This is a genomic window from Reyranella aquatilis, from assembly GCF_020880995.1.
Classification (GTDB): Bacteria; Pseudomonadota; Alphaproteobacteria; order Reyranellales; family Reyranellaceae; genus Reyranella; species Reyranella aquatilis.
Window position 1 is genome coordinate 53,615 of sequence record NZ_JAJISD010000010.1, and the last position, 26,512, is coordinate 80,126.

The 26,512-nt window shown below is 66.9% G+C and carries 28 protein-coding genes; 12 read left to right on the forward strand and 16 right to left on the reverse strand.

Annotated elements, in window-relative coordinates; all coding sequences use genetic code 11:
- Positions 1–144 precede the first annotated feature (144 nt).
- The 3 genes from LJ725_RS21155 to LJ725_RS21165 are packed head-to-tail and all read left to right on the forward strand — an operon-like array spanning position 145 to position 2,589.
- Complete coding sequence (locus LJ725_RS21155) at positions 145–975, forward strand: chromate resistance protein ChrB domain-containing protein (RefSeq protein ID WP_230552827.1); 831 nt, start codon at positions 145–147, stop codon at positions 973–975.
- Positions 972–2,336: a chromate efflux transporter gene (gene chrA, locus LJ725_RS21160; RefSeq protein WP_230552828.1), complete on the forward strand. Its 1,365-nt coding sequence runs from the start codon at positions 972–974 to the stop codon at positions 2,334–2,336. The genes LJ725_RS21155 and chrA overlap by 4 nt, the downstream gene beginning before the upstream one ends.
- 7 nt (positions 2,337–2,343) lie before the next feature.
- Positions 2,344–2,589 (forward strand): DUF3297 family protein, encoded by a 246-nt coding sequence (locus LJ725_RS21165; protein ID WP_230552829.1) that lies wholly within the window; start codon positions 2,344–2,346, stop codon positions 2,587–2,589.
- 187 nt (positions 2,590–2,776) lie between these two features.
- Here LJ725_RS21165 and LJ725_RS21170 read toward each other — a convergent pair whose 3' ends face one another.
- Positions 2,777–4,054 carry an SGNH/GDSL hydrolase family protein gene (locus LJ725_RS21170; protein ID WP_230552830.1) on the reverse strand — a complete coding sequence of 426 codons (1,278 nt, stop codon included), beginning with the start codon at positions 4,052–4,054 and terminating at the stop codon, positions 2,777–2,779.
- Between the two features lie 79 nt (positions 4,055–4,133).
- Here LJ725_RS21170 and LJ725_RS21175 point away from each other — a divergent pair, with 79 nt between their 5' ends.
- A complete protein-coding gene (locus LJ725_RS21175) occupies positions 4,134–5,069 on the forward strand; it encodes a TAXI family TRAP transporter solute-binding subunit (protein WP_230553105.1) in 936 nt (311 codons plus the stop codon).
- A 50-nt stretch (positions 5,070–5,119) separates the two neighbouring features.
- Positions 5,120–5,347, forward strand: a complete 228-nt coding sequence (locus tag LJ725_RS21180; protein WP_230552832.1) for a hypothetical protein — start codon at positions 5,120–5,122, stop codon at positions 5,345–5,347.
- 14 nt (positions 5,348–5,361) lie between these two features.
- Here LJ725_RS21180 and LJ725_RS21185 read toward each other — a convergent pair whose 3' ends face one another.
- Entirely contained in the window at positions 5,362–6,336 is a 975-nt protein-coding gene (locus LJ725_RS21185) for a Bug family tripartite tricarboxylate transporter substrate binding protein (RefSeq protein WP_230552834.1), read from the reverse strand.
- A 270-nt stretch (positions 6,337–6,606) separates the two neighbouring features.
- Between LJ725_RS21185 and LJ725_RS21190 the strand changes: the two genes are divergently transcribed.
- Positions 6,607–6,993 carry a hypothetical protein gene (locus tag LJ725_RS21190; protein WP_230552836.1) on the forward strand — a complete coding sequence of 129 codons (387 nt, stop codon included), beginning with the start codon at positions 6,607–6,609 and terminating at the stop codon, positions 6,991–6,993.
- Here the strand turns inward: LJ725_RS21190 and LJ725_RS21195 are convergent, their stop codons facing one another.
- The 3 genes from LJ725_RS21195 to LJ725_RS21205 all read right to left on the reverse strand — a co-directional run bounded on the left by LJ725_RS21195 (position 6,994) and on the right by LJ725_RS21205 (position 9,476).
- On the reverse strand, positions 6,994–7,362 hold the full coding sequence (locus tag LJ725_RS21195) for a copper-binding protein (RefSeq protein WP_230552838.1): 369 nt from the start codon (positions 7,360–7,362) through the stop codon (positions 6,994–6,996). It abuts the gene before it with no gap.
- A gap of 156 nt (positions 7,363–7,518) precedes the next feature.
- Positions 7,519–8,493: a tripartite tricarboxylate transporter substrate binding protein gene (locus tag LJ725_RS21200; protein WP_230552840.1), complete on the reverse strand. Its 975-nt coding sequence runs from the start codon at positions 8,491–8,493 to the stop codon at positions 7,519–7,521.
- A 65-nt stretch (positions 8,494–8,558) separates the two neighbouring features.
- The gene (locus LJ725_RS21205; RefSeq protein ID WP_230552841.1) at positions 8,559–9,476 is read right to left on the reverse strand and encodes a TauD/TfdA dioxygenase family protein; all 918 of its coding nucleotides are present in this window, start codon (positions 9,474–9,476) and stop codon (positions 8,559–8,561) included.
- A gap of 87 nt (positions 9,477–9,563) precedes the next feature.
- Between LJ725_RS21205 and LJ725_RS21210 the strand changes: the two genes are divergently transcribed.
- The gene (locus tag LJ725_RS21210; protein ID WP_230552844.1) at positions 9,564–10,283 is read left to right on the forward strand and encodes a GntR family transcriptional regulator; all 720 of its coding nucleotides are present in this window, start codon (positions 9,564–9,566) and stop codon (positions 10,281–10,283) included.
- Positions 10,284–10,286: 3 nt separating this feature from the next.
- On the opposite strand, the gene LJ725_RS21215 is transcribed toward LJ725_RS21210, so the two are convergent.
- Positions 10,287–10,580: a 4a-hydroxytetrahydrobiopterin dehydratase gene (locus LJ725_RS21215; protein ID WP_268990801.1), complete on the reverse strand. Its 294-nt coding sequence runs from the start codon at positions 10,578–10,580 to the stop codon at positions 10,287–10,289.
- A gap of 75 nt (positions 10,581–10,655) precedes the next feature.
- Here LJ725_RS21215 and LJ725_RS21220 point away from each other — a divergent pair, with 75 nt between their 5' ends.
- Positions 10,656–12,194: an ABC transporter substrate-binding protein gene (locus LJ725_RS21220; protein WP_230552847.1), complete on the forward strand. Its 1,539-nt coding sequence runs from the start codon at positions 10,656–10,658 to the stop codon at positions 12,192–12,194.
- Positions 12,195–12,249: 55 nt separating this feature from the next.
- Here LJ725_RS21220 and LJ725_RS21225 read toward each other — a convergent pair whose 3' ends face one another.
- The 4 genes from LJ725_RS21225 to LJ725_RS21240 are packed head-to-tail and all read right to left on the reverse strand — an operon-like array spanning position 12,250 to position 15,953.
- Positions 12,250–13,212, reverse strand: a complete 963-nt coding sequence (locus tag LJ725_RS21225; RefSeq protein ID WP_230552849.1) for an ABC transporter ATP-binding protein — start codon at positions 13,210–13,212, stop codon at positions 12,250–12,252.
- Positions 13,209–14,165 (reverse strand): ABC transporter ATP-binding protein, encoded by a 957-nt coding sequence (locus tag LJ725_RS21230; RefSeq protein WP_230552850.1) that lies wholly within the window; start codon positions 14,163–14,165, stop codon positions 13,209–13,211. The genes LJ725_RS21225 and LJ725_RS21230 overlap by 4 nt, the downstream gene beginning before the upstream one ends.
- The gene (locus LJ725_RS21235; protein WP_230552852.1) at positions 14,162–15,028 is read right to left on the reverse strand and encodes an ABC transporter permease; all 867 of its coding nucleotides are present in this window, start codon (positions 15,026–15,028) and stop codon (positions 14,162–14,164) included. The genes LJ725_RS21230 and LJ725_RS21235 overlap by 4 nt, the downstream gene beginning before the upstream one ends.
- A 10-nt stretch (positions 15,029–15,038) precedes the next feature.
- The gene (locus tag LJ725_RS21240; RefSeq protein WP_230552853.1) at positions 15,039–15,953 is read right to left on the reverse strand and encodes an ABC transporter permease; all 915 of its coding nucleotides are present in this window, start codon (positions 15,951–15,953) and stop codon (positions 15,039–15,041) included.
- 134 nt (positions 15,954–16,087) lie between these two features.
- On the opposite strand from LJ725_RS21240, the gene LJ725_RS21245 reads away from it, so the two are divergent.
- Positions 16,088–16,543, forward strand: coding sequence for a metallopeptidase family protein (locus LJ725_RS21245; RefSeq protein ID WP_230552855.1), 456 nt, complete (start codon positions 16,088–16,090; stop codon positions 16,541–16,543).
- Positions 16,544–16,595: 52 nt separating this feature from the next.
- Here LJ725_RS21245 and LJ725_RS21250 read toward each other — a convergent pair whose 3' ends face one another.
- From LJ725_RS21250 to LJ725_RS21265, 4 genes are read right to left on the reverse strand one after another with little or no spacing between them, the layout of a single operon-like run.
- The gene (locus LJ725_RS21250; protein WP_230552857.1) at positions 16,596–17,309 is read right to left on the reverse strand and encodes a superoxide dismutase; all 714 of its coding nucleotides are present in this window, start codon (positions 17,307–17,309) and stop codon (positions 16,596–16,598) included.
- A 34-nt stretch (positions 17,310–17,343) separates the two neighbouring features.
- Entirely contained in the window at positions 17,344–18,756 is a 1,413-nt protein-coding gene (locus LJ725_RS21255; RefSeq protein WP_230552859.1) for a DUF1254 domain-containing protein, read from the reverse strand.
- A complete protein-coding gene (locus LJ725_RS21260; RefSeq protein WP_230552860.1) occupies positions 18,753–19,295 on the reverse strand; it encodes a mismatch-specific DNA-glycosylase in 543 nt (180 codons plus the stop codon). The genes LJ725_RS21255 and LJ725_RS21260 overlap by 4 nt, the downstream gene beginning before the upstream one ends.
- On the reverse strand, positions 19,270–20,244 hold the full coding sequence (locus LJ725_RS21265) for a Bug family tripartite tricarboxylate transporter substrate binding protein (RefSeq protein ID WP_230552862.1): 975 nt from the start codon (positions 20,242–20,244) through the stop codon (positions 19,270–19,272). The genes LJ725_RS21260 and LJ725_RS21265 overlap by 26 nt, the downstream gene beginning before the upstream one ends.
- 183 nt (positions 20,245–20,427) lie before the next feature.
- On the opposite strand from LJ725_RS21265, the gene LJ725_RS21270 reads away from it, so the two are divergent.
- From LJ725_RS21270 to LJ725_RS21280, 3 genes are read left to right on the forward strand one after another with little or no spacing between them, the layout of a single operon-like run.
- Entirely contained in the window at positions 20,428–21,588 is a 1,161-nt protein-coding gene (locus tag LJ725_RS21270) for an acyl-CoA dehydrogenase family protein (RefSeq protein ID WP_230552863.1), read from the forward strand.
- Positions 21,589–21,598: 10 nt separating this feature from the next.
- Positions 21,599–22,744, forward strand: a complete 1,146-nt coding sequence (locus LJ725_RS21275) for a CaiB/BaiF CoA transferase family protein (RefSeq protein WP_230552864.1) — start codon at positions 21,599–21,601, stop codon at positions 22,742–22,744.
- Positions 22,741–23,847 carry a CaiB/BaiF CoA transferase family protein gene (locus LJ725_RS21280; RefSeq protein WP_230552865.1) on the forward strand — a complete coding sequence of 369 codons (1,107 nt, stop codon included), beginning with the start codon at positions 22,741–22,743 and terminating at the stop codon, positions 23,845–23,847. Before LJ725_RS21275 ends, LJ725_RS21280 begins: the two co-directional genes overlap by 4 nt.
- Before the next feature lie 105 nt (positions 23,848–23,952).
- Here LJ725_RS21280 and LJ725_RS21285 read toward each other — a convergent pair whose 3' ends face one another.
- Positions 23,953–25,746 (reverse strand): acyl-CoA dehydrogenase family protein, encoded by a 1,794-nt coding sequence (locus tag LJ725_RS21285; RefSeq protein ID WP_230552866.1) that lies wholly within the window; start codon positions 25,744–25,746, stop codon positions 23,953–23,955.
- A 23-nt stretch (positions 25,747–25,769) separates the two neighbouring features.
- Positions 25,770–26,504 carry an NAD-dependent deacylase gene (locus tag LJ725_RS21290; protein ID WP_230552867.1) on the reverse strand — a complete coding sequence of 245 codons (735 nt, stop codon included), beginning with the start codon at positions 26,502–26,504 and terminating at the stop codon, positions 25,770–25,772.
- Between the last annotated feature and the right edge of the window lie 8 nt (positions 26,505–26,512).

The window sequence follows — 26,512 nt, forward strand, 5'->3', positions numbered from 1 at the left end:
TACCGTCAGCCCGCGGCCGCGGCAATCGGGCAAGCTTGACACTATTTGCACTCCCTTTAAAAAGGGCGCGATGGGGATCGCGATCTCCCCACGAGGCGACAGCCGAAGCATCGCGTCCTGCTCCACTCAACAAGGACGCCGCGCATGCCTTCGCCCAACACGATTTCTCCGGACAAACTCGCCCGTCTCATCGGCCGCCCCGATTCACCCTTGGTGATCGACGTCTGCACGGATGAAGACTTCGCCGCCAACCCCCAACTCGTTCCCGGCGCGGTGCGCCGCCCCTGGGCGGACGTTCCCGCCTGGGGGCCGGCCTTCGTGGCTGCCGGCCGCCCGGCCGTGATCGTGTGCAAGAGAGGTCTGAAACTCAGCCACGGCGTTGCCGCGTGGTTGCGCCACGAGGGCGTGCCAGCCGACGCGCTCGAAGGCGGCATCGTGGCGTGGCAGGCGGCACGGCTGCCGACCGTCCCGGCCGAGCGCCTGCCGCGCCGCGATTCCCAGGGCCGAACCGTCTGGGTGACGCGCAGCCGGCCCAAGGTCGATCGTATCGCCTGTCCGTGGCTGATCCGTCGCTTCGTCGACCCGCAGGCGGTGTTCCTCTATGTCGCGCCCGCGGAAGTTCTCGACGTCGCCGACCGTTTCGGTGCCACGCCGTTCGATGTCGATCACGAGAACGTGCACTGGAGCCATCGCGGCGAGCGCTGCACCTTCGATCTGATGGTCGAAGAGTTCGGTCTCGAAACCGAGCCGCTGAAGCGGCTTGCGACGATCGTGCGCGGTGCCGACACGGCGCGACCGGAACTGGCGCCGGAATCGGCGGGGCTCCTGGCCGCCTCGCTTGGCCTGTCGCGCATGTATGCCGACGATCTTGCGCAGCTTGAGGCCGGGCTTGCGCTCTACGACGCCTTCTATCGCTGGTGCCGCGATGCCGTCGACGAGGGACACGACTGGCCGCCGACCGCGAGGAAGTCATGACTGAGCCGAAGCCGCACGGCGTTTCATTCGGCGAGGCCATGAAGGTCTGGCTCCGGGTCGCCGCCCTGTCGTTCGGCGGCCCGGCCGGCCAGATCGCGGTGATGCACCGCATCGTGGTCGAGGAGAAGAAGTGGGTCGGCGAGCAGCGTTTCCTGCAGGCGCTGAACTACTGCACCCTGCTGCCCGGTCCCGAGGCGCAGCAGCTGGCAACCTATCTGGGCTGGCTGATGCACCGCACGGCGGGCGGGCTTCTCGCCGGCACATTGTTCGTGCTGCCGGGCATGGTCGCCATCATGGCGCTGTCCTGGATCTACGTGCTGCTGGGCAAGGTGACCCTGGTCCAGGGCCTGTTCTTCGGCCTGAAGGCCGCGGTGCTGGTGATCGTGATCGAGGCGGTGATCCGCGTGGGCCGGCGGGCACTGCGCAACAACGCCATGCGCCTTCTGGCGGCCGCTGCCTTCGTCGCGATCTTCTTCTACGGCGTTCCCTTCCCGGTGATCGTCGTGGCGGCCGGCGTGATCGGCTACGCCGCCACGAGGTTTGGCTCGACCGCTTTCCAGGCCGGCGGCCATGGGGTCGGCAAGGGCCCGGCGCTGGGCGATGCCGAGTCCCTGCTGGGGGAGGCGACGCCGGCGCACGCCAGACCCAATCTCGCCTGGACCCTGTCGATCGGCGCGATCTTCCTCGCGCTGTGGCTCGTCCCGGTGGCCCTGTTGTGGTTCCTGCGCGGGCCCGACGACATCTTCACCCAGATCGCAGTGTTCTTCAGCAAGATGGCGGTGGTCACGTTCGGCGGCGCCTACGCGGTGCTGGCCTACGTCGCCCAGCAGGCGGTCGAGCACTATGGCTGGGTCACCGCCGGCGAGATGCTGGACGGTCTCGGCCTCGCCGAATCGACGCCCGGTCCGCTCATCATGGTGACGCAGTTCGTGGGCTTTCTGGGCGCCTGGCGGGACCATGGCGGGCTGAGCCCGCTGCTCGCCGGCACGCTGGGCGGCCTGCTCACGACCTGGGTGACTTTCGTGCCCTGCTTCCTCTGGATCTTCGTCGGCGCGCCCTATGTCGAGGCGCTGCGCGCCAACAAGGCGCTGTCGGGCGCGCTTGCGGCCATTACCGCGGCGATCGTCGGCGTGATCCTCAATCTCGCCGTCTGGTTCGGCCTGCAGGTGCTGTTCGCCGAATTGCGCACGGTCCGGCTGCTGGGCGCCACCGTCGACCTGCCGGTCATGGGCTCGGCAAACATCGCCGCCGTGGCACTGGCGGCAGCCTGTGCTGTTGCTGTATTCCGCTTCCGCTTCGGGATGATCCCGGTCCTGCTGGCCAGTTCGATAGCCGGCATCGTCTACGCGCTGATGCTATAGGAAACAAATGACCGATACGCTCCCCGACCGCCTCTCGACCAATCCCAAGAGCCCGCACTACGACGAAGCGCTTCTCCAGCGCGGCATCGGCATCAAGTTCGACGGCCAGGAGAAGACCAACGTCGAGGAGTATTGCGTGAGCGAGGGCTGGATCCGCGTTGCCGTCGGCAAGACCGTCGACCGCAAGGGCAATCCGCTCACCATCAAGCTGAAGGGCAAGGTCGAACCCTACATCGAGACCAAGAAGTCCTAGAGCGCTTCTGGGCGAGATTGAATCAAGCCGAACATTCAAACAACGACCTCACCCTGAGGAGCATCGCGCAGCGATGCGTCTCGAAGGGTGGGAACGCGCACTTTGCCTGTTGCCCATCCTTCGAGACGCGCTGCTCCGCAGCACTCCTCAGGATGAGGTAAGTGGGTCAATGTGACCTGGAACGGCTCTAGGCGCCCGGGCGCGCCAGCGCGGCGAAGGCCACGACGAGGTTGATAAGCAACAGGCTGATGTCGAGGCGGCGCGGCACATCGGTCAAAAGCGAATCGCTGCGGAACGCTGCCGCGAGGTCGATCGGCGCCACCGGGGCGAGGCCCTCCACTGCCTCGATGCGTTGGCAGACCGCTTGCGCCAGGATCGCATAGCCGACGGCGGTGGGATGCAGGTTGTCGAGCCCGTAGAGTCCGCCTTTGTGCGGCCAGCGCTGCAGCGGCACGTTGTTGATCCGCCAGTCCTTGATCCAGACCTCGTGTTCGCGGGTCTCGCGATAGTGCTTGTTGTCGTGCAGCTCCATCATCGCGTAGGCGTCGACAAAGGCGAGCCCGTCGCCGCCGAAGGTCTCCGTGAGGTCGTCGGCGATCCGCCGGTTCAGGTCGCGGACGCCCTGGTCCAGCGCCTTCATCTCGGCGCCGCTCAGGCCGCCGATCTGGCCGAGCCGCCCGAGATATTCGGGGAAGTAGTCGGCACCGCGCGGCAACGCGCCGGGATCGACGCGGGGCATAAGGTTGGCCACGCAACTCGGCTTGGGCAGCAGGTTGAGATAGACGCGGTCGATCCGTCCCGCCTGCCGCATGTCGTTCAGGCGCACGCCGAGATCGTGCATGTCGGTGGCGATGGCGTCGGGCGCGAACTGGTCCTTCGTCGCCATCAGGCAGATCGTCCAGATGCCGTCGTTGATGCCGATGTTGACCAGCAGCCGCTTCGGCCGGCGTTCCGCCACGATCTCGAGCGGCGTCCTGTCGGCGAATACGCTTGCCGGATCGTTCGAGGGATTGAGCAGGAAGCTCGCGTTGATCGCCTCGTAGAGCGCCGGTACCACACCCACGAAATCGAAGCCCTCGGCGTCCCGCACCTTGTCGATCAATCCGGCGGTCTTCGAGACGCTGTTGTTGTAGGTGAGGGCGGCCTGGTCGGCGATCGTGGTCTGGGCGATCGAGATGTTGTCGAAGCAGTCTTCGTCGGACCAGCGGCCTTGGTCTAGCCAGGCCTGCGCGTTCGCGAGCACCGACTGCTTCAGCCCGTCGAGATCGAAGCGGCCCGAGCGGAAGAGATCTTCCAGGTCGAACAGGATCTCGCGGGGATACGAAGGTGTCCGGAAGTCCCAGCCGAAGGCCCGCGCGACCTGAGCCGGCACGGCGAGTGCTGCAAGCTCGGCGTTGGTGGTCAGCGAGCGCGTGCCGTTGTAGATGGAGTCGCCTATGGCCATCAGTTCAGGGCGGTCAGGCATGTCTTCTCTCCAGGGGCCTACAGCACACTCGCATGAAGAGCATTGCACCACAAAGACACGTCTTGGCCGCCGGGTCGCGTTGCAGGCCGGCGGGGCGGCAGGTCTGCTGCTCGCGGCGGGGCCGGCCCGAGCGCAGACCATGAAGATTCGCCTCGGCACGGCCACGCCGGGCGGCGGGTTCCCGGTCTATGGCGCAGCCTTCGTAGAGGGCGTGCGCCGTTTCGATCCGACACTCCAGATCGAGGCGATCAACACCAGGGGCAGTACGGAAAACGTGCCGATGCTCGAAGCCGGCACGCTCGACATCGCGCTGGTGCAGGGCGAGGTGGTGCACGAGTCGCTGCAGGGCATCGGCCGCGCGCCGGCCGATCTGCGCGTGCTGACGGCCATGTACCCGACGGCCGGGATGTTCGTCGTTCGGGCCGACTCGCCCTATCGCACGATCGCGGACCTCAGGGGCCAGTCGATCGCATGGGGGGCTGGCGGCTCGGGTCTGGTCATTCTCGGCCGCTATGCCATGGACGGGCTCGGTCTCGACGCGGCGAAGGATTTCCGGCCGATCTATCTCGAACGCGCGGGCGACGGCCCGGCCATGGTGCTCGACGGGCGGGTCGCCGCGCTGTGGGGCGGGGGCAACGGCTGGCCGGGTTTCGTCACGATGGCCAACAGCCGCGACGGGGCGCGCTTCATCGCACCCGATGCCGGCGAGATCCGGCGCATCCTGGCCCGCCACCCGTTCCTCAAGCCGGTGACCCAGGCCGCCGGCAGCTTCACCGGCCAGACGACCGCGATCCCGTCGATCGGTTCGTGGAGCTTCGTGCTCGCGCGCCCCGGTCTCGATGACGCGGCGGGCTATCTCATCGCGAAGGCGTTGCACGCCCTGCACCAGGCCGGCAACCCGCCGCCGCAACTGGTCGACACCACGGCGGCCAATACCGTCGCGGTGGTCCCCGGACGCGAGAGGCTGCATCCCGGCGTGGCGCGTTTCTATCGCGAGATCGGACTGCTCACGTAACCTCCGGCCGGCCTCCGCGTTGTCCGCACAGGACAATGACGGAGGGTGACATGGACAAGGCAAAGGCCGACGGGAAGATCGAGGGCGAAGGCAGCTACAGCGCCACCGCCGACTACAACAAGCGCACGGCCGAGTTCCTCAAGAAGGGCAGCGTGGACTCGGCCGCCCGCGACGCCGCGCAGGCGCTGGACTCCGACGAGGCGGACTCGCTCAAGGCGGCTGAAGCCAAGGGCAAGGCCGGCGACCCAACAGGCCAGGGCGCGGCCAGGACCAAGTAGGCCGTTCGTCCGGGCTATTCCGGCTTCAGCAGGCCCTTCTTCGCGAGATCGCCGATCCCGGCCTCTTCCGTCTTCATGAAGGCGGCAAAGCCCTCGGGCGTCGAGGGACGCACGGTTGCGCCCAGATCGACGAATTTCTGCTTGATTGCAGGGTCGTCGAGCGCGGTCACGGCGGCGGCGTTGAGCGTCGCGATGATCGGCGCGGGCGTGTCCTGGCGCACGAACACGCCGAGCGTGGTCCCGCCGTCGAACGGGGTGCAGCCGACTTCCGCTAGCGTCGGCACGTTGGGCAGCTCGGGCGTGCGCTTCTCGCCAATCACGACGAGCGCGCGCAGCTTGCCCGATTGCAGATGCGGCAGTGAGCTGCTGAGTTGGTCGACGTAACTGTCGATCTGGCCGGCCAGGACGTCATTCAGCCCCACGCCCGAGCCGCGATAGGGCACGATCGAGAAGCTCACCTTCTCGTTTTCCTGCAGGCGCAGGATGTCGGTGTGATTGGGCGTCCCGTTTCCGGCGTGTCCCATGCTGATCGTGCCGGGCTTGGCTTTGGCGGCCGCCAGCAGCGACTGGAAATCGGTAAATCGGCTGTTGGCCGGCACCACTACGATCATCGGAACCGTGCTCAGCATGCTGACCGGCGCGAACGACGGCACCATGGAAGGCTTGCCTGCCATCAAGGGCGAAACATAGAGCGTGCCGAAAGCGGCGATCACCATCGTGTAACCGTCCGGCGGCGCCTGCAGCACCAATTCCTGTCCGACCACCCCGCCCGCTCCCGGACGGTTGTCGACCAGGACGGGCTGCCCGAGCTTGCGCGACATGCCCTCGCCCGCGAGGCGGGCCGTCACGTCGGCATTGCCGCCCGCCGCGAACGGAACGATGAAGCGGATCGGCTTGGTCGGGAAGGCCTGAGCCCGCGCGCCGATACCGCTTGCCATCGCAGCCGTCGCCGCGAGCCCGCCCAGGATGAGGTTCCGTCTCTTTGCCACGTTGGTTTCCTCCGGATTGGTTGCACAAAGCATCCGCTTCGGGTGCGAGGGAGGCCACTCAAATCGATGATCCCCTTTCGCGCCCCGGAAACCCTGAAAGACGACGAGCCGGTTTCCGGCCCCCGCAACCTGCCGGCAACCACGCCTTCTGCGGTGGCGTTCCCTGTCCTGAGGCGGCGAAGAACAGGAGAAGGAAGATGCAAGTGAGCAATACGATCACCTGCGGGGTACGCGGGCCCCGGCTCAGGTCCGGAAGTGCCCCATGCGTGATTGCTCACCCCGGTGGTCGTGCCGATCGGACGGCCGACGAACGCGGAGGGGCCTGTGAGCGCACCGCATGCCGCCGTATGGCTGAACGCCGACGAAGCACACATCTTTCGCTTCGGATCGGGTGAGGTGGAGAAGTGCGAAGTGCGGGCCGACGGCAATGGCCGCGTTCGCGACGACCGCGAGTATTTCGAGGCGATCCTTGCCGAGCTGACCGAAGTCGAGGCCTGGATGATTGCCGGTCCGTTGGGGCCGAGGCAGGACTTCGAGAAGTACGTTCGGGTCGGCCACGCCGAGCAGCTTGCGAAGAAGCTGGCCGGCGTGGAAACCATGGATCGACCCGGCGACGGCGAACTGCTGCGTCACGCCCGTCGGCGGCTCGCTGGCTAGCTAGTTGCTGTTCTCGAGCCGTGTGACCACGAAACCGCGGCCATCGCGTTCGAGTTCGAAACGGACGCGATCGCCCGGGCCCAGACCCTTGAGCGACGAGGGATCTTCGACCGCGAAGACGCGAACGCCTCCCTCCGGGAGCAGTGGCAGTGGACGATAGTCGATCGTGACGCGGCCCGCTTCCTTGTCCACGGCAACAATGCGTCCGCTGGCGAGCGGCGTGTCGCTGGGGGCCTCGACGGTGCACTCTTCGAGGGCCTGGTCCTGAAGGTTCTCGTGGGGGCTCGGCAGCCCTGCGGCCTGGGTCGCCAAGGGCGCGACTGCCATCGCGGCGAAAAACGCCGAAAGGGCGATTCTGGTCTTGAACATCGGTGGGCTGACTTTCCGGTGGTGAACGCTACTGAGCGCACCATCTGGGAAGGGCTTCGCCGATTTCCAGAGGTTGCGGCGCGGTGACGGGGACAGCGCCGTCGCATGTCACAGCCCTCACGTGCATGTGACCCGCACAGGCGATATGCAGATTTCCTACTCCGGCTTGATGTTGCCGTCGCGGATCACCTTGCCCCAGCGGTCGCGGTCGTTGCTCACCAGCGTCACGACGTCCTGCGGCGGGCCCGCGAGCGGTTCGGCGCCCAGCGTCGCGAGCCGCTCGGCCGTCGCAGGCGCGGCCAGCACCTTGTTCACCGCCTCGTTGAGACGCTTCACCACCGGCTCCGGTACGCCCGCCGGGCCGAGGACGATGAACCAACCCTCGATCTCCGCGGCGGCGAGGTTGAGTTCGCGCAGGGTGGGAAGATCGGGCGCCAGCGCGCTGCGCTTCGGACCGGTCACGGCCAGTGCGCGCATCTCGCCGCGCTGCACGTACGGCAGCATCACGGCGACGTTGTCGAACATCGTCTGGATGCGGCCGGCGAGGATGTCGGCGCGCACCGCGCCGCTGCCGCGATAGGGCACGTGCAGGATCTGGACGCCGGCGGTGCGCTGCAGGATCTCGCCGGCGAGATGCTGCGCCGTGCCCATGCCGGTCGACGCATAGGCGATGCCGTTCGGCTTCGACTTCGCCAGCGCAATGAGGTCGGCGACGGTCTTCACGCCGAGGTCGGGATGCACCACGAGCAGATAGGGCGTGCGCGCGACCGTGGCGATCGGCGTGAAGTCCTTCAGCGGGTCGAAGGAGAGGTTCGGGTAGAGCGCACCCAGCGTGGCGTGCGAACTCGGCGCGAACAGCAGCGTGTAGCCGTCGGCCGGCGACTTCACGACCATCTCCGAGGCGATGATGCCGCTCGCGCCGCCCTTGTTCTCGACCAGCACGTTCTGCCCGAGTTCTGTCGTCAGCCCCTGCGCCATCAGCCGTGCGATGACGTCGGTCGCGCCGCCCGGCGGGAAGCCGACGACCAGACGGATCGACTTGTCGGGAAAGGCCGGTGTCTGGGCGGCGGCGGGCAAGGCAAGCGCCAGCAGGCCGCCGGCCAGCAGCCCCATCAGCTTCGAACGCAGCATCTTCGTCCTCCCGATTCGTCTTCTTTTCTGGGTTTAGCCCTGTTGCCGGGTCGTGGCGGCGCGGTTCAGGAAACCGCGGCGACGGCCTGCAGCATGGATTCCCGATCGGCGCCTGCGACGTTCTCGGCGATGCGGCCCGACTCGACCTCGCCCTCCAGCGAGCAGCGGTACATCACGCGAGGCTTGGTCTGGTCGAAGTCGCCCAGTGCCACGTGGCAGCTGCAGCGATTGTCCCACATCACCACGTCGCCCAGGCTCCAGCGATGGCGGTAGACGAACTCCGGCGATGTCGCATGTGCGTTGAGCATTGCGAGCAGGCTCTGGCTCTCGTCGTCGGACATGCCGAGGAAGCGGCGGATGCGCTGATTGACCAGCAGCGACTTGCGACCGGTCTCGGGATGCGTGCGCACGACGGGGTGGATGATCGGCGGATTGCGCCGCTTCATTTCGGCGACCACGGTCGGATCGCGCTGCTCGATGCCGCGCACCATCGAGACGTCGTGCACCGCCTCGAGGTTCTCGAGCAGGGCACGGATGGGCGGCGTCAGCGTTTCGAGCGCGAGATAAAGGTTGGCCCACATCGTGTCGCCACCGACCGGCGGCTTCTCCTTGCAGTGCAGGATCGCTCCCTTCGCGGGACGCGACGTGTAGCTGAGGTCGGTGTGCCAGTTGCGGCCCGAATTGTAGGTGCCCGACTTCTTGCCGCCGACCGTCTTGTTGCTGAGGACCAGGATCTCGCGATGGTCCGGATGCAGCGTCGACGGCGCCTGGGACTCGTGATTGTCGAGCACCCCGAAGCGGCGGGAGAAGGCAATCTGCTCCTCCGGCGTCAGGTCCTGTTCTGGAAAGACGAGAACGATATGCTCGAGCCAGGCCTTGTTAATCTCCTCATGCTGCGCGTTGGTCAGCGGCTTGCGAAGGTCGATGCCACGGATTTCCGCGCCCGCCGCGAAGCCCAGAGGGGTGATTTCGAGTGAGTTCATGTCATTTCTCCCGGGCTGCGAACCTACCCAGCGCCCTGATGATCGGTCAATATACTGTTTATTGTCAGACAAGATAGGTTCATTGCCATGGACGTCAGCCCCGACTCCGAGACCCCGCTCGGACGGCTTGTGAAGTCGCTGCCCGAGCGACTGGCGGAGCGCGTGCTGGAGGACGTGATGACGGGTCGACTGAAGCCCGGGGATCGTCTCAAGGAGGAACTGCTCGCCCAGACCCACGCGGTCAGCCGCGCCACGGTGCGCGAGGCGCTGATTGCGCTGGCGCGGCAGGGCTACGTGGTGCGCATCCCGCGCTCGGGCGCGCGCATCGCCGAATTCTCCCGCCGGGATCTCGATGACCTGTTCGAACTGCGCGCCGCGTTGCTCGCGACCGCGGCCGAGCGTTACACCCGCCAGGCGGGTCCGGATCAGAAAGCCGAACTGGAGGTGTTGGTGGCCGACCTGGAAAGGATGGCGGCAACGATAGACACCTCACCGCAGGACTTCGCCAGCCAGTCGGTTCGAATCCAGACCTTCCTCACGGAGCGCTGCGGCAACAACCACCTGCCCGACATGTACAAACGGCTGGCGGGAATGGGCATGTGGCAGCTGATCCGCGGCCAGGCCAGCAGCTTCCTGACACCGGCAGGCCGTGCGGAGTCGGCGGCCGACTGGCGGCGCCTTGCAGATCGAGTCTCGGCCGCCGATCCGGAGGGGGCCGGGCGCGCGGCCCGTCTGCTGCTCGAACACTCAGCCGTTCGCGTGCGCCAGCACTTTGACGAGGTCGTGCGCTCGGGTCCGCGACCCTAGCGATCAGGCGACCGCGTCGATCACCCGGGCCAGCGCCACGTCCTTCAGTGACACGCCGCCGGCATCGTGGGTCGAGAGCACGATCTCGACCTTGTTGTAGACGTTCGACCATTCGGGATGATGGTCGGCCTTCTCGGCGGCCATCGCGACGCGAGTCATGAATCCCCAGGCCTCGTTGAAGTCGGCGAACCTGAAGCTCTTCTGGATCGCATCGCGGCCACGCACCTTCTTCCAGCCCTTGATGGTGGCGAGGGCCTGGCTTCGGGCCTTGCCGGCGAGTTTGGCGGTCATCTGCATTCTCCTTGGTTGGCGTGAAGCTTGCCTCATCGCAGCGCAGCGGCCTAGGCTCGTGCCAACAAACCGGAGGCTTTCTTGAAGATCACCCGACGTACCGCCCTAATTTCTACGACGGCCGCCGTGCTGGGCGCCGGCGCCGCCGTGCCGGCGTCCGCGCAGAAGAGCGCCGACCAGCTGCGCATCCTGTTCAACGACGCCGTGCCCAACGTCGACATGTACTTCAACAGCCAGCGCACCGGCCTGATCCTCGCGCACCAGGCGTGGGACATGCTGGTCCATCGCGATCCCGCGACTTTCGAGATCAAGCCGTCGCTGGCCACCGACTGGAAGTTCACCGACGACAACACGCTCGATCTTACGATCCGGCAGGGCGTGAAGTTCCACGACGGCAGCGGTCTCACGCCCGACGATGTCGTCTACACGATCAACATGGCGGCCGATCCCGCGTCCAAAGTCGCGACGCCGTCGAACTATGCCTGGATCGACAAGGCCGAGAAGACCGGCGACTGGACGGTGCGGATCAAGATGAAGCGTCCGACCCCGGCGGCGCTCGAGTATCTCGCCATGGTGACGCCGATCCATCCCAAGGCCTATCGCGAGAAGGTCGGTCCCGAGGGCTTCTCGGCCAAGCCGGTCGGCGCGGGCCCGTACAAGATCGTGAAGAACGACCAGGGCAAGGAGATCTTCTTCGAACGCTTCGACGATTACTGGAAGGGCTCGCCCAAGGGCGTGCCGGCGATCAAGAAGCTGCATGTGCGCTTCGTGCCCGACCTCGCCACCGCGGTGACCGAGGTGCTGGCGCAGAAGGCCGACTGGATCTGGAACATCAACCCCGACCAGGCCAACGACATCAACAAGATGCCGTTCCTGCAGGCCGTCCGGCAGGAATCGATGCGTGTCGGCTACCTCTCGATCGATGCCGCAGGCCGCTCGGGCGCCGGCAATCCGCTGACCAACCTCAAGGTGCGCCAGGCGATCTGGCACGCGGTCGACCGCAAGCAGTTCGCCGAGAAGCTGGTCGGCGGCGGCAGCCGCGTGCCGCCGGCGCCCTGCTTCCCCAGCCAGTTCGGCTGCGATGCCGATGCCGCCGTGAAGTACGACTACGATCCGGCCAAGGCCAAGGCACTGCTGGCGGAAGCGGGCTTCCCCAACGGCTTCGACGTCGAGATGGTGAGCTACGTGCAGCCGACTTCGTGGGGCGCGGCAATCCAGAACTATCTCAACGCCGTCGGCATCCGCGCCAAGATCACCCAGCTGCAGGTCGCGCCGGCCATCCAGAAGGCCCAGAAGGGCGAGGCGCCGCTCTACATGGGCAGCTGGGGCAGCTACTCGATCAACGACGTGTCGGCGATCCTGCCGGTGATGTTCGGCGCCGGGGCGCTTGACAACTATTCGAAGGACCCCGAGCTCGAGAAGCTGGTCGCCGAGGGTGGCGCCACGTCCAACACCGAGGCACGCAAGAAGGCCTACTCCGCGGCGGTGAAGATTGCGACCGAGAAGGCCTACTGGCTGCCGATCAACACCTACGTGAACACCTACGCCTTCTCCAAGGCGCTGGACTTCAAGACCTTCCCGGACGAGCTGCCGCGCTTCTACTTCGCGAAGTGGAAGTGACACGCCGAAGGCGTGTCATCCCGGGCGTAGCCCAGGGATCTCTTTTCCAGAGATCCTAGGGAACCAGCAGACACTCCACGCCGCCGCCAGGTCGAGGCCTGAGCGGCGGCGTTTCCGTCGCGCAGCGCGGTTCGGCGATCGGGCAGCGCGGATGGAAGCGGCATCCCGGCGGGATGTTGGCCGGATCAGGCATGACGTCGCCCAGGCCCACATCGGGCACGCCGAGGCCGGGCTCCGGCGTCAGCACCGAGGCCAACAGCGCCTTGGTGTAGGGATGCTCCGGGTCGTGGAACAGCGCCTGCGTCGGCTTCTTCTCGACGATGCGGCCGAGATACATCACCGCCACCTCGCTCGCGACGTGCTCGACGACCGCGAGATTGTGGCTGATGAACAGATAGGTGAGGCCGAGGTCGCGGCGCAGCTCGGCCAGCAGGTTCAGGATCTGCGCCTGTACCGAGACGTCGAGTGCCGAGGTTGGCTCGTCGCACACCACGATGCGCGGCCGCAGCACCAGGGCACGGGCGATCGCGACCCTCTGGCGCTGGCCGCCGGAGAGTTCGGCCGGCAGGCGATTGCCCATCTCGCCCGGCAGGCCGACGCGGCTCAGCATCTCGTCGACGCGCCGGGCAATCTCGGCGCGCGAGAAGGTCCCCTGCGCCTGCAGCGGCATCGCCACGATGTCGCGAATGCGGGTCAGCGGATTGAGCGAGGAGAACGGATCCTGGAAAACCGGCTGGATCAGCCGTGCGCGGGCCTTGCGGTCCATGTCGACGATGCGCTGGCCCTCGACGGCGATATCGCCGGAGTCGGGTTCGAGCAGGCCGAGGATCAGGCGCGCGAGCGTGGACTTGCCGCAGCCCGATTCGCCCACGACGCCCAGCACGCCGCCCGGCGGCACGGCAAACGAGACGCCGTCGACGGCGACGACGCGACGGTCCTTGCCGAGGACACCGCCGGCGACGCGGAAAGTCTTGCCCACCGAGCGGAGTTCGATCGCGGGTGTGGTCGTCGTGCTCATGGCGCCAGCCGGCAGAGATAGTCGTGGCCCGGCGCAGCGACCTGGTGCGGTACGCTCCGGGCGCAGGTCGCGTCGGCGAAGCTGCAGCGGTCGCGGAAGCCGCAACCCTCGAAGCCTGGGCCGATGCGCGGCACGGTGCCCGGGATCGAGCCCAGCGGTTCATCCTGCCGCTGCTTGCCCGGCACCGGCACGCAGCGCAGCAGGCCCTGCGTGTAGGGATGCCGGGGATCGGCGAAGAGCTGCGCGGTCGCGGCGCTCTCGACGACTTCGCCGGCATACATGACCGAGACCCGATGGGCGACGCGCGCCACGATGCCGAGATCGTGGGTGATCAGCAGCAGGCCGAGGCCGAGGTCGCGCTGCAGCTGGGCCAGCAGGCGCAGGATCTGCGCCTGCACCGTGACGTCAAGCGCCGTGGTCGGCTCGTCGGCGATCAGGAGCTGCGGCTCGCACATCAGCGCCATGGCGATCATCACGCGCTGGCGCAGGCCGCCCGAAAGCTGGTGCGGGAACTGGCCGAGGCGCAGGCCGGGTGCGGTGATGCCGACGCGGCCCAGAAGATCGGCGGCGCGGTCGATGGCGATCCGCTGGCTCACCTTCTTGTGCCGGCGCATCACCTCGGTCATCTGCGAACCGATCGTGTAGGCCGGATTGAGGCTGGTCATCGGCTCCTGGAAGATCATCGCCATGGCATTGCCGCGCAGGCGCGCCATGCCGCGATCGTCGAGCTTCAGCAGGTCCTCGCCCTGGAAGCTGAGCCGCTGCGCCGTGCGATGGCCGCCGCGGGCCAGCAGGTTCATCACAGCCAAAGCCGTCACGGACTTGCCGCAGCCCGATTCGCCCACCAGGCAATGGGTCTCGCCACGCTCGACCGTGAGCGAGGCGCCACGCACCGCCGAGGTGTTGCCGCCGAAGCCCACTTCGAGCTTTTCGACTTCGAGCAGCGCGCTCATGAGCGGGACCTAGTGCCGAAGGCGTCGCGCAACCCGTCGCCCAGCAGGTTGATTCCGAGCACCAGCACGAACAGCGCCACGCCCGGAATCACGATCACCCACGGGCTGAAGAACATGTAGTCCTTCGCCTCCGCGATCATCAGGCCCCAGGAGGGCAGAGGTGGCGGCACGCCGAGGCCGAGGAACGACAGCGTCGCCTCAAGCAGGATGGCGAGCGCGATCTCGAGCGTCGCCACCACGACGAGGTGGCTCGCGATGTTGGGCAGCACCTCGCGCGACAGCACGCGGAAGCGCGAACAGCCGGCGCACCAGGCGGCGGCCACGAAGTCGAGGTTGCGCACCTGCATGGAGGTCGATCGCGCCACGACGGCGAAGCGGTCCCACAACAGCAGGCCGAGCGTCAGCACCAGCAGGGTCATCGAGGTGCCGAGCAGGCCGACCACGGCCAGTGCCACCAGCACGACCGGGATCGAGAGGCGGGTGGTGATGGCGAACAGCACGGCGTCGTCGATGCGCCCGCCGAAGAAGCCGCCCAGCACGCCGATGGTGATGCCGATCAGGCCTGACACGATGGTGACGGTGATGCCGATCAGCATCGAGATGCGGCAGCCCCAGATCAGGCGCGAGAGATAGTCGCGACCGAGCTGGTCGGTGCCGAGGATGAAGTCGGGATTGTGCCCCTCCATCCAGAACGGCACGAGAAGGCGGCGGTTGAGGTCCTGGGCGAACGGATCGTGCGGCACGATCAGCGGCGCGAAGACGGCGCAGAACAGCGCGATGCCCACGATGATCGCGCCGATCCAGGTGCCGGCGCTCTTCCAGCCACGTCGCGGGCCGGCATTGACCGTGACGGCGGTGCTCATGCGCCCATCCTCATGCGCGAAGCCTCGGGTCGAGCACGGCGTTCAGCAAGTCCGAAACCATGGTCAGGGCGACGTAGATGACGGCGAGGACGAGCACGACGGCCTGAACCACGGGGAAATCGTTCTTGGCGATGCTCTCCCAGGCGAGGAAGCCGACACCATGCAGGGCGAAGACCTGCTCGATCACGATCGAGCCGCCCAGCATGAAGCCGAGCTGCACGGCGGCGATCGCCACGACCGGAATGGCGGCGTTGCGCAGCGCGTGCTTCAGCAGGATCGAGGCGCGCGACAGGCCCTTGGCGCGCGCGGTGCGAATATAGTCGCTGCCCATCGCCTGGATCATGCCGGCGCGCGTCAGGCGCGTGAGGGCCGGCACTGCGGAGAAGGCCAGCACGATGCCGGGCATCACGAAATGCTCCCATGAGCCCGTACCCGAGATCGGCAGCCAGCCCAGCGTCAGTCCGAAGACGATCATCAGGAGCAGACCGAGCCAGAAGGACGGCATCGCCTGGCCGATCAGGGCGATCATCTGTACCGCGCGATCGAAGTTGGTGTTTTCACGCACAGCCGCAAGAATACCCATCGGGATCGAGATCAGGAGCGCGAGCGAGAGGCCGGTCAGGCCAAGGGTCAGTGTCACCGGCATGCGCTCTGCAATCAGCGTCGAGACGCGCGTCTGGAAGAAATAGCTGTTGCCGAGATCGCCGGTGACGGCGCGGCCCACCCAATCGAAGAACTGCGTCAGCACGGGCCGGTCGAGGCCATAGGCCTTGCGGACCGCCTCGATGTCGGTCTGCGTGGCGTTCGGACCGGCGATGGAAATGGCGAGATCGCCCGACAGCCGCGTCAGGATGAATGCGAGCGTCATGACGGTCGCGGCGACGAGCAGTGCCACGATCAGGCGGCGGACGAGGAAACGAAGCATGGGCGGCGGCGAGCTTAGTCGGGATCGGTCGGGAAGGCGATGCGAATACCGCGCCAAACCTCCGGACAGCAAGGGCCGCAAACGGTCACGACGGAGCGCTTGGCGCGGGCGCGCCGGTCCTATATGGGGGAGTCATGCCGGTCTTCAACAATCCTCGGCGCACGCCCTGCTTCGGCCTGGCGCCCACATTGGAGGATTTCGAAGCGATCGCCGCCGAGGCGCTCGCGACGATCCCCGAGGAGTTTCGCAAGCATATCGGCAACGTGCGCATCCAGATCGACGATTTCCCGTCGGACGAAGTCGAGAAGCAGATGGAGCTCGACACGCCGTTCGACCTGCTCGGTCTCTATCAGGGCGTTTCGATGATGGAGCGCGGCGCGGGCCACGTCGCCAACGATATCGACCGGATCTTCCTCTATCGCCGTCCGATCCTCGACTACTGGTGCGAATCGGGCGAGGACCTGCCGCACATCGTGCGCCATGTGCTGATCCACGAGATCGGCCATCACTTCGGCCTGAGCGACGACGACATGGAAGCGATCGAAGCCAAGGCCGAGGAAGAATCGCAGCGCGTGCAGCCCAACGCCTGACGCGCTTCCTCTTCTTCCTCCTCTCCCCGTCAGCGGGAGAGGAACATGATAATCAAACCCTCATCGCCTCGCGGTAGAGCCGCTCCGCGTTCGTCCACTTGATCGCCTGGACGAAGGCCTCGATGTAGCGAGCGACGTCCTTCTCGTAGTCGGCGGCGTAGGCATGCTCGTACATGTCCATCACGAGCAGCGGCACGCCCCCGGCCGGAGCCATGGAATCGTTCTCGGCGCGGTAGTTGAAGAGACGCTTGTCGCGCGGTGCATAGGCGAGGACCACCCAGCCCGTTCCCGCGCCGAGCGACCTGCCGATGCCGCCGAACTCCGCCTTCCAGCGATCGAGGCTGCCGAAGTCGCGCGACAGGGCCTGGGCCAGCAGACCGGACGGCTGGCCGGGTGTCTCGGAAAGACCCTCGAAGTAGATCTCGTGCAGGATGATCGCGTTCTGTGCCGCCTGCTCGTCGCGCTTGAGTTCGCCCAGCCGCTCGGGCGTGACGTCCGCAAAGTCGATGCGCGCCAATTCCTCGCTGACCGCGTTCAGCTTCTTCACCATGCCGGCATACTCGGTGTCGTGATGTCTGCGCAGGAGGTCGGCCGACAGCCCCTTGACCTTGTCGGGATTGATCACGAGCGGCTTGGGCGTCGCCTTCGGGGCAGCGACAGAGGTGGCCAGTTGCGGGGCGGTCGACTGGGCGCGCGCGCCCAGCGCAAAGCCGCCAACCAGTAAGCCGGCGCCTGCGGCCAGCGAACGGCGCGACATGTCGGTCATGAGGGCTCCTGCGTGTTCGCTGGAAGAACGCCGGTCAGGGAGAGGAGTTGCGCCGCACCGGAGGGACCCGGTATCGCCCCTCGATCAGCGCCTGCTCGGGCAGGAAGGCGCGCAGCACAAGGCGCATCGGTCCCGCGGGGGCGGGCAGCCAGTTCGCCACCCGATCGGCCGACGGCCGGTCCCGCTGGATGTAGATCGTGAGCGATCCGTCGGCGCCGTGAACCAGACCGGGAGTCCGGTCGCCCACCGAATATCGGTCGATGACGTTTTCGCTGAAATAGGCACGGCCTTCCGGCGTGACCTCGTAGGCGGACAGGGACCAGAAGGCCCTCACCGGCGGCAGGCCTCCGGCGGGGAAGGTGAGCACATAGCGCTCGGTGCCCAGGAGCGGCTGCCGGTCCGCATCCTGGGAGCCGGTCACATAGACCGCCTCGCCGGGCATCAGAGCGCCGAGCGCCGTCAGCGCGGTGGCGGCCCGATAGAGATAGTCGTCGCCGAAATTGCCGAAATGCCGCTCGCCATAGGTCCAGCCGTCGATCGTGCGGCCCCTTCCGGCGGCGGCGCGGATGTCGGCATGACCCTGCTCTATGCCGGTGCGGATGGCGCGACGTTCGGCTTCGGTGAAGGCGCGCTGGTCGAACTTGCGTCCGGGCTTCAGCTTCAGCGGCGCCAGCGCCTCGAACAGCGGGCCGTCGCGCGCCGGCAAGGGGCTCTCGCCGAGCGCCCGCATGCCGACGTCGAACAGGTCGAAAGGCTCGTCGGGATGGGCGGCCGGCCAGTCTGCGACGGGTTCGGGCGGTGCCTGCGTGCGGAAGCGCATCAGCTCGCCGGTCTCCAGGATACGCCGTTCGTTGCGCATGTCCGGCGTTTCCAGCAGCACGCGGCTCTGCAGGATGCGCGCACGGTCAAGTTCCTCGGGACCGTCGACCAGGATGCGGCCCAGAAGCCAGACCGACGTCGTCGGCGCCCGCACCAGCACGACGTCGCCCGGCGCATCGCCATTCCACGTCGGGCCGACGATCATGTGCGTGGCCCGTCCCTTGCTGCCGAGCCGATGGCTGACCACGAGAAAATTGTCGGTGAACAGGTCGATGAAGGCATAGCTGTAATAGAGGTCGCCGACCGGCGGTACCGTGAGGAACAGGGGTTCAAGCGAGAGATCGAGCCAGGCCGATGAATAGAGTGTGTCGGCATTGGGCGCTGTCATCTCGCGCGTGCGGGCGTCGGCGAGGGTCGGGACATGACGGAACCGATTGAGCCTCTGCCGCTGCGGGTTCTGCTCATCGACCGTCGCGCGCCAGCGGGCGCGATACATCTCGTAGATCGGGAAGAGGTAGATGGTCGCGCGCGCGGCGAGGTCGCGCAGGCTGGTCGATGCTTCCTGGGCCCCGGCGAGGGCGGGCATGCCAAGCAGGCCTGCCAGCGCGGCACGGCGACCGATCCTCACGCCGCGCGCTCCCGCCGGCGACGCCGTTCAGCGACGAAGTCGGCAGCCTCCTTCCACGGCGCCAGAGTCCAGAAGGAGCGGGCGCGCCCCGAGGGCGAGGCCAGCACGAAGGCGACGGCGCCTTCGAGAAGTTCGACCTGCCGCCCATACACGGGTGTCTTGATGCCGAGCGCGAGCGACGCCGCGTTCTTGGAGGTGAAGGCGATCGCGGCGGGTCGGTAGCGGCGCAGCTTGGCATGCAGCGACGTTGCGTCCATGGCCGCCGGCGTCAGCTCGTGGTCCGACCCGACCTCGGTCTTGTTGAGATCGGTGAGGCCGAGGCCCAGCGCCAGCAATTCGGGGAAGCGCTGCGGTGCCAGCCGCTCCGGCGTCAGGCCGACCGCATGCAGGGTCGGCCAGAAGGCATTGCCGGGGTTGGCGTAGTAGGCGCGCGCCTTGAACGAGATCGGGCTGGGCGCGGTGCCGCAGAACACCAGGTCGAGACCGGGCGCCAGCAGGTCCGGGATGAGGTGATTATTCCGGCTTGATGCCCGCGGCACGGATGACCTCGCCCCAGCGCTTGATCTCGGTCTGGATGTAGGCGTCGATCTCGGGGACCGTCATGATGCCGGGCTCGAAGCCGCCGGCCTTCATGCTCTCCAGCACGTCCGGCGACTTCAGCGCCTTTTCGGTCGCGACGCGAAGCTTGTCCTTGATCTTGGCCGGGGTGCCGGTCGGCACCGCCCAGATCGACCAGGAGGTCACGACCAGATCCGGCGACACGACCTCCGCGAAGGTGGGCGTGTCGGGCACGACCGGCGACCGCTTGGCACCGCTGGAGGCCATCGGCTTAAGCTTGCCGGCGCTCACCTGGCCCATCAGCGAATCGATGTTGGAAATCACCATGGGCACGTGACCGGCCAGCACGTCGGCCGCCGCCGCCGCAGCCCCGCGATAGCTGATGAAAGTGATGTCGACGCCGGTCTTCTGCTTGAACAGTTCCATGGTGAGCGTGGGCGAGGTGCCGAGGCCGGACGAGCCGAAGGAATACTTGCCGGGCTCCTTCTTCGCCGCCGCGATCAGCTTCTGCAGCGTGTTGTGCTCGAAGTTGGGATGGCAGCACAGCAGGTTGGGCTGCGTGCCGATCCAGGCCACCGTCTCGAGGTCGGTGACGGCGTTGTAGGCGGGCTTGCGATAGAGATGCGGCACCAGCGCATGGCTGCCGATGTTGCCCAGCAGCACCGAGTATCCGTCGGGCGGCGACTTGGCGACGTTGTCGGCCGCGATCGATCCGCCGGCGCCGGTGCGGTTCTCGACCACGAAGGTCTGCCCGAACTCGTCGCTGAGCTTGACCGCGAGACGGCGGGCGATGTTGTCCTGCGACCCGCCGGGCGTGAAGGGGCAGACGATGCGGACGTTTCGGTTGGGCCAGTCGTCGCCCTGTGCGAGGGCGAAGGTCGGCACGAACGGCAGCGTCGCCAGGCCGGCCGTGAAGTGACGTCTCCTCATTTCCTGTTTTCCTTCATTGCGGAATTTGTTGTTGGGCGCGGATGATGCACGACCTGTGTCGTCGCGCCTAGGGGCCGTCCGGCGTCGCGGCCGTCCCGTTTCGCGTTCGTCCGGTTTCGACCTGAGGTTCCCCGGCCTTGTCCACTCCCCGCCGTCGGGCATGATGCCCTCCGGGAGGACCGAATGAAGACGATCGACAAGGCCGACGAAGCGCAGCTGCTTGCCACCATAGACCGGTGGATCGAGCGCGAGGTGGCGCCGCGCGTGAAGGAATTCGACCATGCCGACAAGTGGCCGGCCGAGATCGTCGAGCAGATGAAGGAGCTCGGCCTGTTCGGCGCCACGATCAGTCCGGAGTATGGCGGCCTTGGCCTCCCGGCCACCACCTACGCCGAGATCGTGATGCGTATTTCCTCGGTCTGGATGGCCATCACCGGCATCTTCAACTCCCACCTGATGCTGGCGCTGGCGGTCGAGAAGTTCGGCACGCCCCGCCAGAAGGAGCGCTGGCTGCCGAAATTCGCCACCGGCGAGATCCGCGGCGGCCTGGCGCTCACAGAGCCCGATGCCGGCACGGATCTCCAGTCGATCCGCATGGTGGCGAAGCGCGACGGCAACGACGGGTATGTCATCAACGGAACCAAGACCTGGATTTCCAACGGCATCGAGGGCCATTGCTTCGCCATGCTGGTGAAGACCGACCCGGAGGCCAATCCACGGCATACCGGCATGAGCCTGTTCATCACGCCCAAGGGGCCGGGCTTCACAGTCGGCCGCAAGCTCGAGAAGCTCGGCTACAAGTCGATCGATTCCGGCGAGCTGGTGTTCGAGGATTACCGGATCCCGGCCGATCACCTGATCGGCGAGGTCGAGGGCCAAGGCTTCGCGCAGGTCGCGGGCGGCCTCGAACTGGGCCGTATCAACGTCGCCGCGCGGGGCGTCGGCATCGCCGAGGGCGCGCTCCGGCTGGCGACCAGCTACTCCCAGATGCGCAAGACCTTCGGCAAGCCGATCTGCGAGCACCAGGCGATCCAGCTCAAGCTCGGCGAGATGGCCACGCGCGCCCGCGCCGCCCGCCTGCTGACGCTTGACGCCGCCGCCATCTTCGACCGCGGCGAGCGCTGCGACATGGAGGCCGGCATGGCGAAGTATTTTTCATCCGAGGCGGCGCTGGAAAACAGCATCGAATCGATGCGCATCCACGGCGCCTACGGCTACTCCAAGGAGTACGACATCGAGCGCCTCTATCGCGACGCGCCGCTGACCTGCATCGGCGAGGGTACCAACGAGATGCAGCGCATCATCATCGCGCGGCAGCTGGTCAAGCGGAACCCGATCGCGTGAGGCCGCGTCCATGAACGGCAAGCCCCTCGAAGGCATCCGAGTCCTCACTCTCGAACAGTTCGGCGCCGGCCCCTATGGCACGATGTTCCTTGCCGAACTCGGCGCCGAGGTGATCAAGATCGAGGCGCCGCAGGGCGGCGATCCCTCGCGCCAGGTCGGGCCTTACAAGCTCGGCGAGAACGACAGCGAGTATTTCCAGGCCTGGAACCTCGGCAAGAAGAGCGTGACCCTCGACATGAAGTCGGCGGAGGGGCGACGGCAGTTCGAGGCGCTGGTGAAGGGCGCCGACTGCGTCGTGAACAACATGCGCGGCACGCAGCCGGCCAAACTCGGCATCGACTATGCCAGCCTGAAGCACCTGAAGCCCGCGATCGTCTGCCTGCACATCTCCGCCTACGGCCGCGACAACGAGCGCCGGGATTGGCCCGGCTACGACTTCCTGATGCAGGCCGAGGCCGGGCTGATGGAACTGACCGGCGAGCCCGACGGGCCGCCGACACGCGTCGGCGTTTCGATGATCGACAGCATGAGCGGACTGACCGGCATCGTCGGTCTGTTGAGCTGCCTGCTGCGCGCCCGCACCACGGGACAGGGCTGCGACGTCGACACCTGTCTCTACGACGTCGCCATGCACCAGCTCACCTATCCAGGCCTATGGTACCTGAACGAGGGCGATGTCTCGCCGCGGGTGCCGCGCAGCGCGCATCTCTCGCTGGCACCGGTCCAGACCTTCCCGACCAAGGACGGCTGGATCTTCATCATGTGCATGACGCAGAAATTCTGGCTGAACCTGTGCGAGGTGACGGGTCGCGGCGATCTGGTGACCGATCCGCGTTTCCCCGATCCCAATACGCGCGCGAAGAATCGGGCGGCCATGTCGGACGAACTCGACGCGACGTTTCGCACGCGCACGACGGCCGAGTGGCTCGCATCGATGAACGGGCTGCTGCCGGCCGCGCCCGTCCATCGTCTCGACCAGGCGCTCGACAGTTCCTTTGCGCGCGAGACCGGCATGGTCACCGCCGTATCGCATCCGGTGAAGGGTGACCTGCGCATTCTTGCCAATCCCCTGCGCATCGACGGCGAGCGGCTGGCGCAGTCCGCCTGTTCGCCGCTTGGTGCCGACAACGAAGCTTTGCTGGGCAAGTCGTCATGAAACTTCAGGGCATCAAGGTCGTCGATCTCTCCTGGTTCCTGCCGGGCCCCTATCTCACCACCTCGCTGGCCGATCATGGCGCCGAGGTGATCAAGGTCGAGCCGCCGGGCGAGGGCGATCCCGGCCGTCACATCCTGCCGCCCGACGAACGCACCTCGGTGTTCTTCCGCAACATGGGCCGCGGCAAGAAGAGCGTCGTGCTCGACCTCAAGAGCGAGCAGGGCCGCGCCGATCTGTTTCGTCTCGCCTGCGAGGCCGACGTGCTGGTCGAATCGTTCCGTCCCGGCGTCGCCGCCCGCTTCGGCATCGGCTACGACGCGGTCGCGGCGAAGAACCCCGGCATCGTCTATTGCTCGATCAGTGCCTTCGGGCAGGACGGCGCCTATCCCGGCCGCGCCGCGCACGATCTCGCGCTGGAGGCGATGACCGGCGTGTTGAGCCTGACCCTGGGCGACGACGGACGTCCCGCGATCCCCGGCATTCCTGTCGCCGATCTGGTGAGCGGCCTTCATGGTCTGGCGGGCGTGCTGATGGCGCTGCTGCGCCGCAAGGACACCGGCCGTGGCGACTATATCGACGTCTCGATGCATGAATCGCTGATGGCCTCCTGCGCCAACGTGGTCGGCACGACCTTCGCCGAGAACAAGGCGCCCGACGTGAAGCAGCAGCGCACGACCGGCGGCTCGGCCTTCTATCGCGTCTACGACACATCCGACGGCCGCCAGCTCGTGATCGCGGGCCAGGAGATGAAGTTCATCAAGAACCTGCTGGGCGCGCTCGGCAAATCCGAGATGGCCTCTCTCTGCGAATGGCCTGGCGCCCACCAGAAGCCGGTGATGGATTTCCTCGCCGAAACCTTCCGCGCGAAGCCGCTCGCCCACTGGATGGAGTATCTGGCAACGCTCGACATCTGCTACGGCCCGGTCAACACGCTCCCCGAGGCCATCGCCGACGCCAATCTGCAGAAACGCGGCTTCATGGTGACGGACGACCAGGGCCGCCTCCACTTCGGCCCGGTGGTGCGCTTCAAGGACGAGCCGTCGAACCCCATCTATCGCGAGCCGCTGCTCGGGGAGCATACGGACGAGGTACTGAAGCGTTAGAGGAAAGGTCCCTCGCTACGCTCGGGATGACAACCTTATCTTAATGGATTGTTTGCGCCAGCAACCCACGATTGTCATCCGAGCGTAGCGAGGGACCTTTGGCTGCTACGCCGCTACCAGCGCCGCCGCCTTTGCCAACGGCACCGGTGCGTCGTCGAGGAGGAGGTTGATGGCTTCTTCTTCCCAGCCCGACTCGCTCAGCGACAGCGGATCCTGCGGGGCGAGGCGATGCTCTATCGCGAGGCGCGATAGCAGCAGGCGGCGAGCGTCGCCGCCTTCGGCGCCGAGGGTGGCGCCTTCCCAGGCCAGGAGCGCCGCCGTCGTGGCGTGATAGAGCGCGCCGGCGGCGAGGCGGGAGCGCTTTTCCTGCTTCGGGTCGGCGGCGACGGCTTCGACGAAGCGCTCGACCCGGTCGAGCGTGGCGCCCAGAAGGCCCTTGTACTGGCCGGGCAGGGCGCCGCTCGGCTCGTACTTGGACTTGAGCGCGGCGGAGAGCGTCTTGTGGCCACCCGACTTGCCGACGGCGCGCTGCACGACGTCCAGTGCGTTGATGCTGGACGTGCCTTCCCAGATCGTGCCGATCTGGGCGTCGCGCACCAGCCGCGCCGTGACCCATTCCTCGATGTAGCCGATGCCGCCGCGGACCTCGAGGGCCGCGCTGGCGACCGGGATGTTGTCGCGGCAGGCGCGGAACTTGTAGACCGGCGTCAGGATACGCAGCAGGTTCGCGGCGTCCCTGTCGCCCTTATCGGCGCGGCCCATCGCATCGGCGGAGAAGGCGAACATCGACAGCGCCTGCTCGGTCGGCAGCATGATCTTCATCAGCTGGCGGCGCAGCAGCGGATATTCCGACGTGGCCTTGCCAAAGGCGCGGCGGCCGCGCGCGGCTGCCAGCGCTTCGTTGAGGCAGCGGCGCATCATCGCCGCGGCGCGCACGCCGTGGCTCAGCCGGGACAGGTTGACCTGGCTCATCATCTGCTTGAAGCCGTGGTTCACGTCGCCCACCAGATAGGCGACGGCGCCGTCGAGGACGATCTCGCCCGACGCCATGGAGCGTGTGCCGAGTTTGTCCTTCAGGCGCACGATCCGATAGCTGTTGCGCGAGCCATCCTCGAGGCGTCGCGGCAGGGCGAACATGGCGAGACCCTTCGTGCCCGCCGCCGCGCCGCGCGGGCGCGCGAGGATCAGCGCCAGGTCGGCGTCGGCGTGGCTGCAGAACCACTTCTGGCCGTAAATCTTCCAGCGCTCGATTCCGTCGGCACCGACGCCGATGCGCTCGGCCTCGGTCTCCAGCGCGCCGACGTCCGAGCCGCCGGCCTTCTCGGTCATCAGCTGCGCGCCCTTCATCATGTCCGCCGGGTCCTGGCTCAGCAGCCGGTTCATGAGCAGGCGCTTCAGCTCGGGCGAGGCGTGAGTCTTCATGGTGAAGTTCGACGTGTCGGACATCGAGACGGGGCACATCAACCCGAACTCGCCCTGCACGAAGAGATAGGTGAAGGCATATTTCACCAGCGGGTGCGCCGGCTCCGTCATGCCGAGCACGCCGGCGCGATGGCTCATCGCGTGCAGGCCGAATTCCTCGTAGGCGATCTTCTCCATCTCGCGATAGGCGGGATGGTAGTCGATCCAGTCCTCGTCGCGGCCGAAGCGATCGCGCGGCTGCAGCACCGGCGGATGCTTGTCGGCGATCATCGCCAGTTCGTCGAGCCGGCCCCCGGCCAGTTCGCCCAGCCGCCCGAAATGCGGCGTCATCTGCGCCCGCAGGCCGGGCTCCATGTAGAGCCGCATCAGGTCCTGGAACTGCCGGTCGATCGCGTAGAAGTTCTGCCCGTGGACGTCTGGGGCGATGTGGTGCGCGCCGTGCGGGCCCTTCGCGATGTCGTGGGTCATGTCGGGCATGTCTTCCTCCGTTTGCGTTTCTTCTATTTCCAGCCGTGCTTCAGCACCCGCGCCACATAGGGCGGCACGGTCGCCGTCGCGGGGCCGTAGATGTGTTCGTGGAACAGGCTCTTGTTGCCGGTCGGCTCCAGGTTGAGCTCGACGGTATGGGCGCGCGGCGCATGGCGGCGGACATGCAGGACGAAGCCGGCCGCGGGATACACCTCGCCCGACGTGCCCACCGCCAGGAAGAGGCCGCAGCGCTCCAGCACCTCGTAGATCTCCTCGAGATGCATCGGCATCTCGCCGAACCACACGATGTTGGGCCTGAGCTCGCCCACGGCATTGCAGGCGGGACAGACCGAGCCTGGAGTGAGGTCCTGCTCGGATTCGAACACCGTGCCGCAGGCCATGCAGCGGACTTCGCCGTCGCGCCCATGCATGTGGATCACCCTCTTCGAGCCGGCCTGCTCGTGGAGGAGGTCGATGTTCTGGGTGATGACCGTGACCTCGCCCTCGTACTCGCGCTCGAGCCAGGCCAGCGCCTTGTGGGCGTCGTTGGGGTGGATGTCGGCTGCCCGGAACAGGTTCCGGGTCTCGTTGTAGAAGTCGAGCACCTTCTTCCTGTCGCGGTGCCAGGCTTCCAGCGTCGCCACTTCCTCGAGGTTGACGCGGCTCCACAGCCCGTCTGCGTCGCGGAACGTGTCGATTCCGCTCTCTTTCGAGATGCCGGCGCCGGTCAGCACGGCGATGCCCGGCGGGAAGAAATCCTGATGCATGCCGTCAA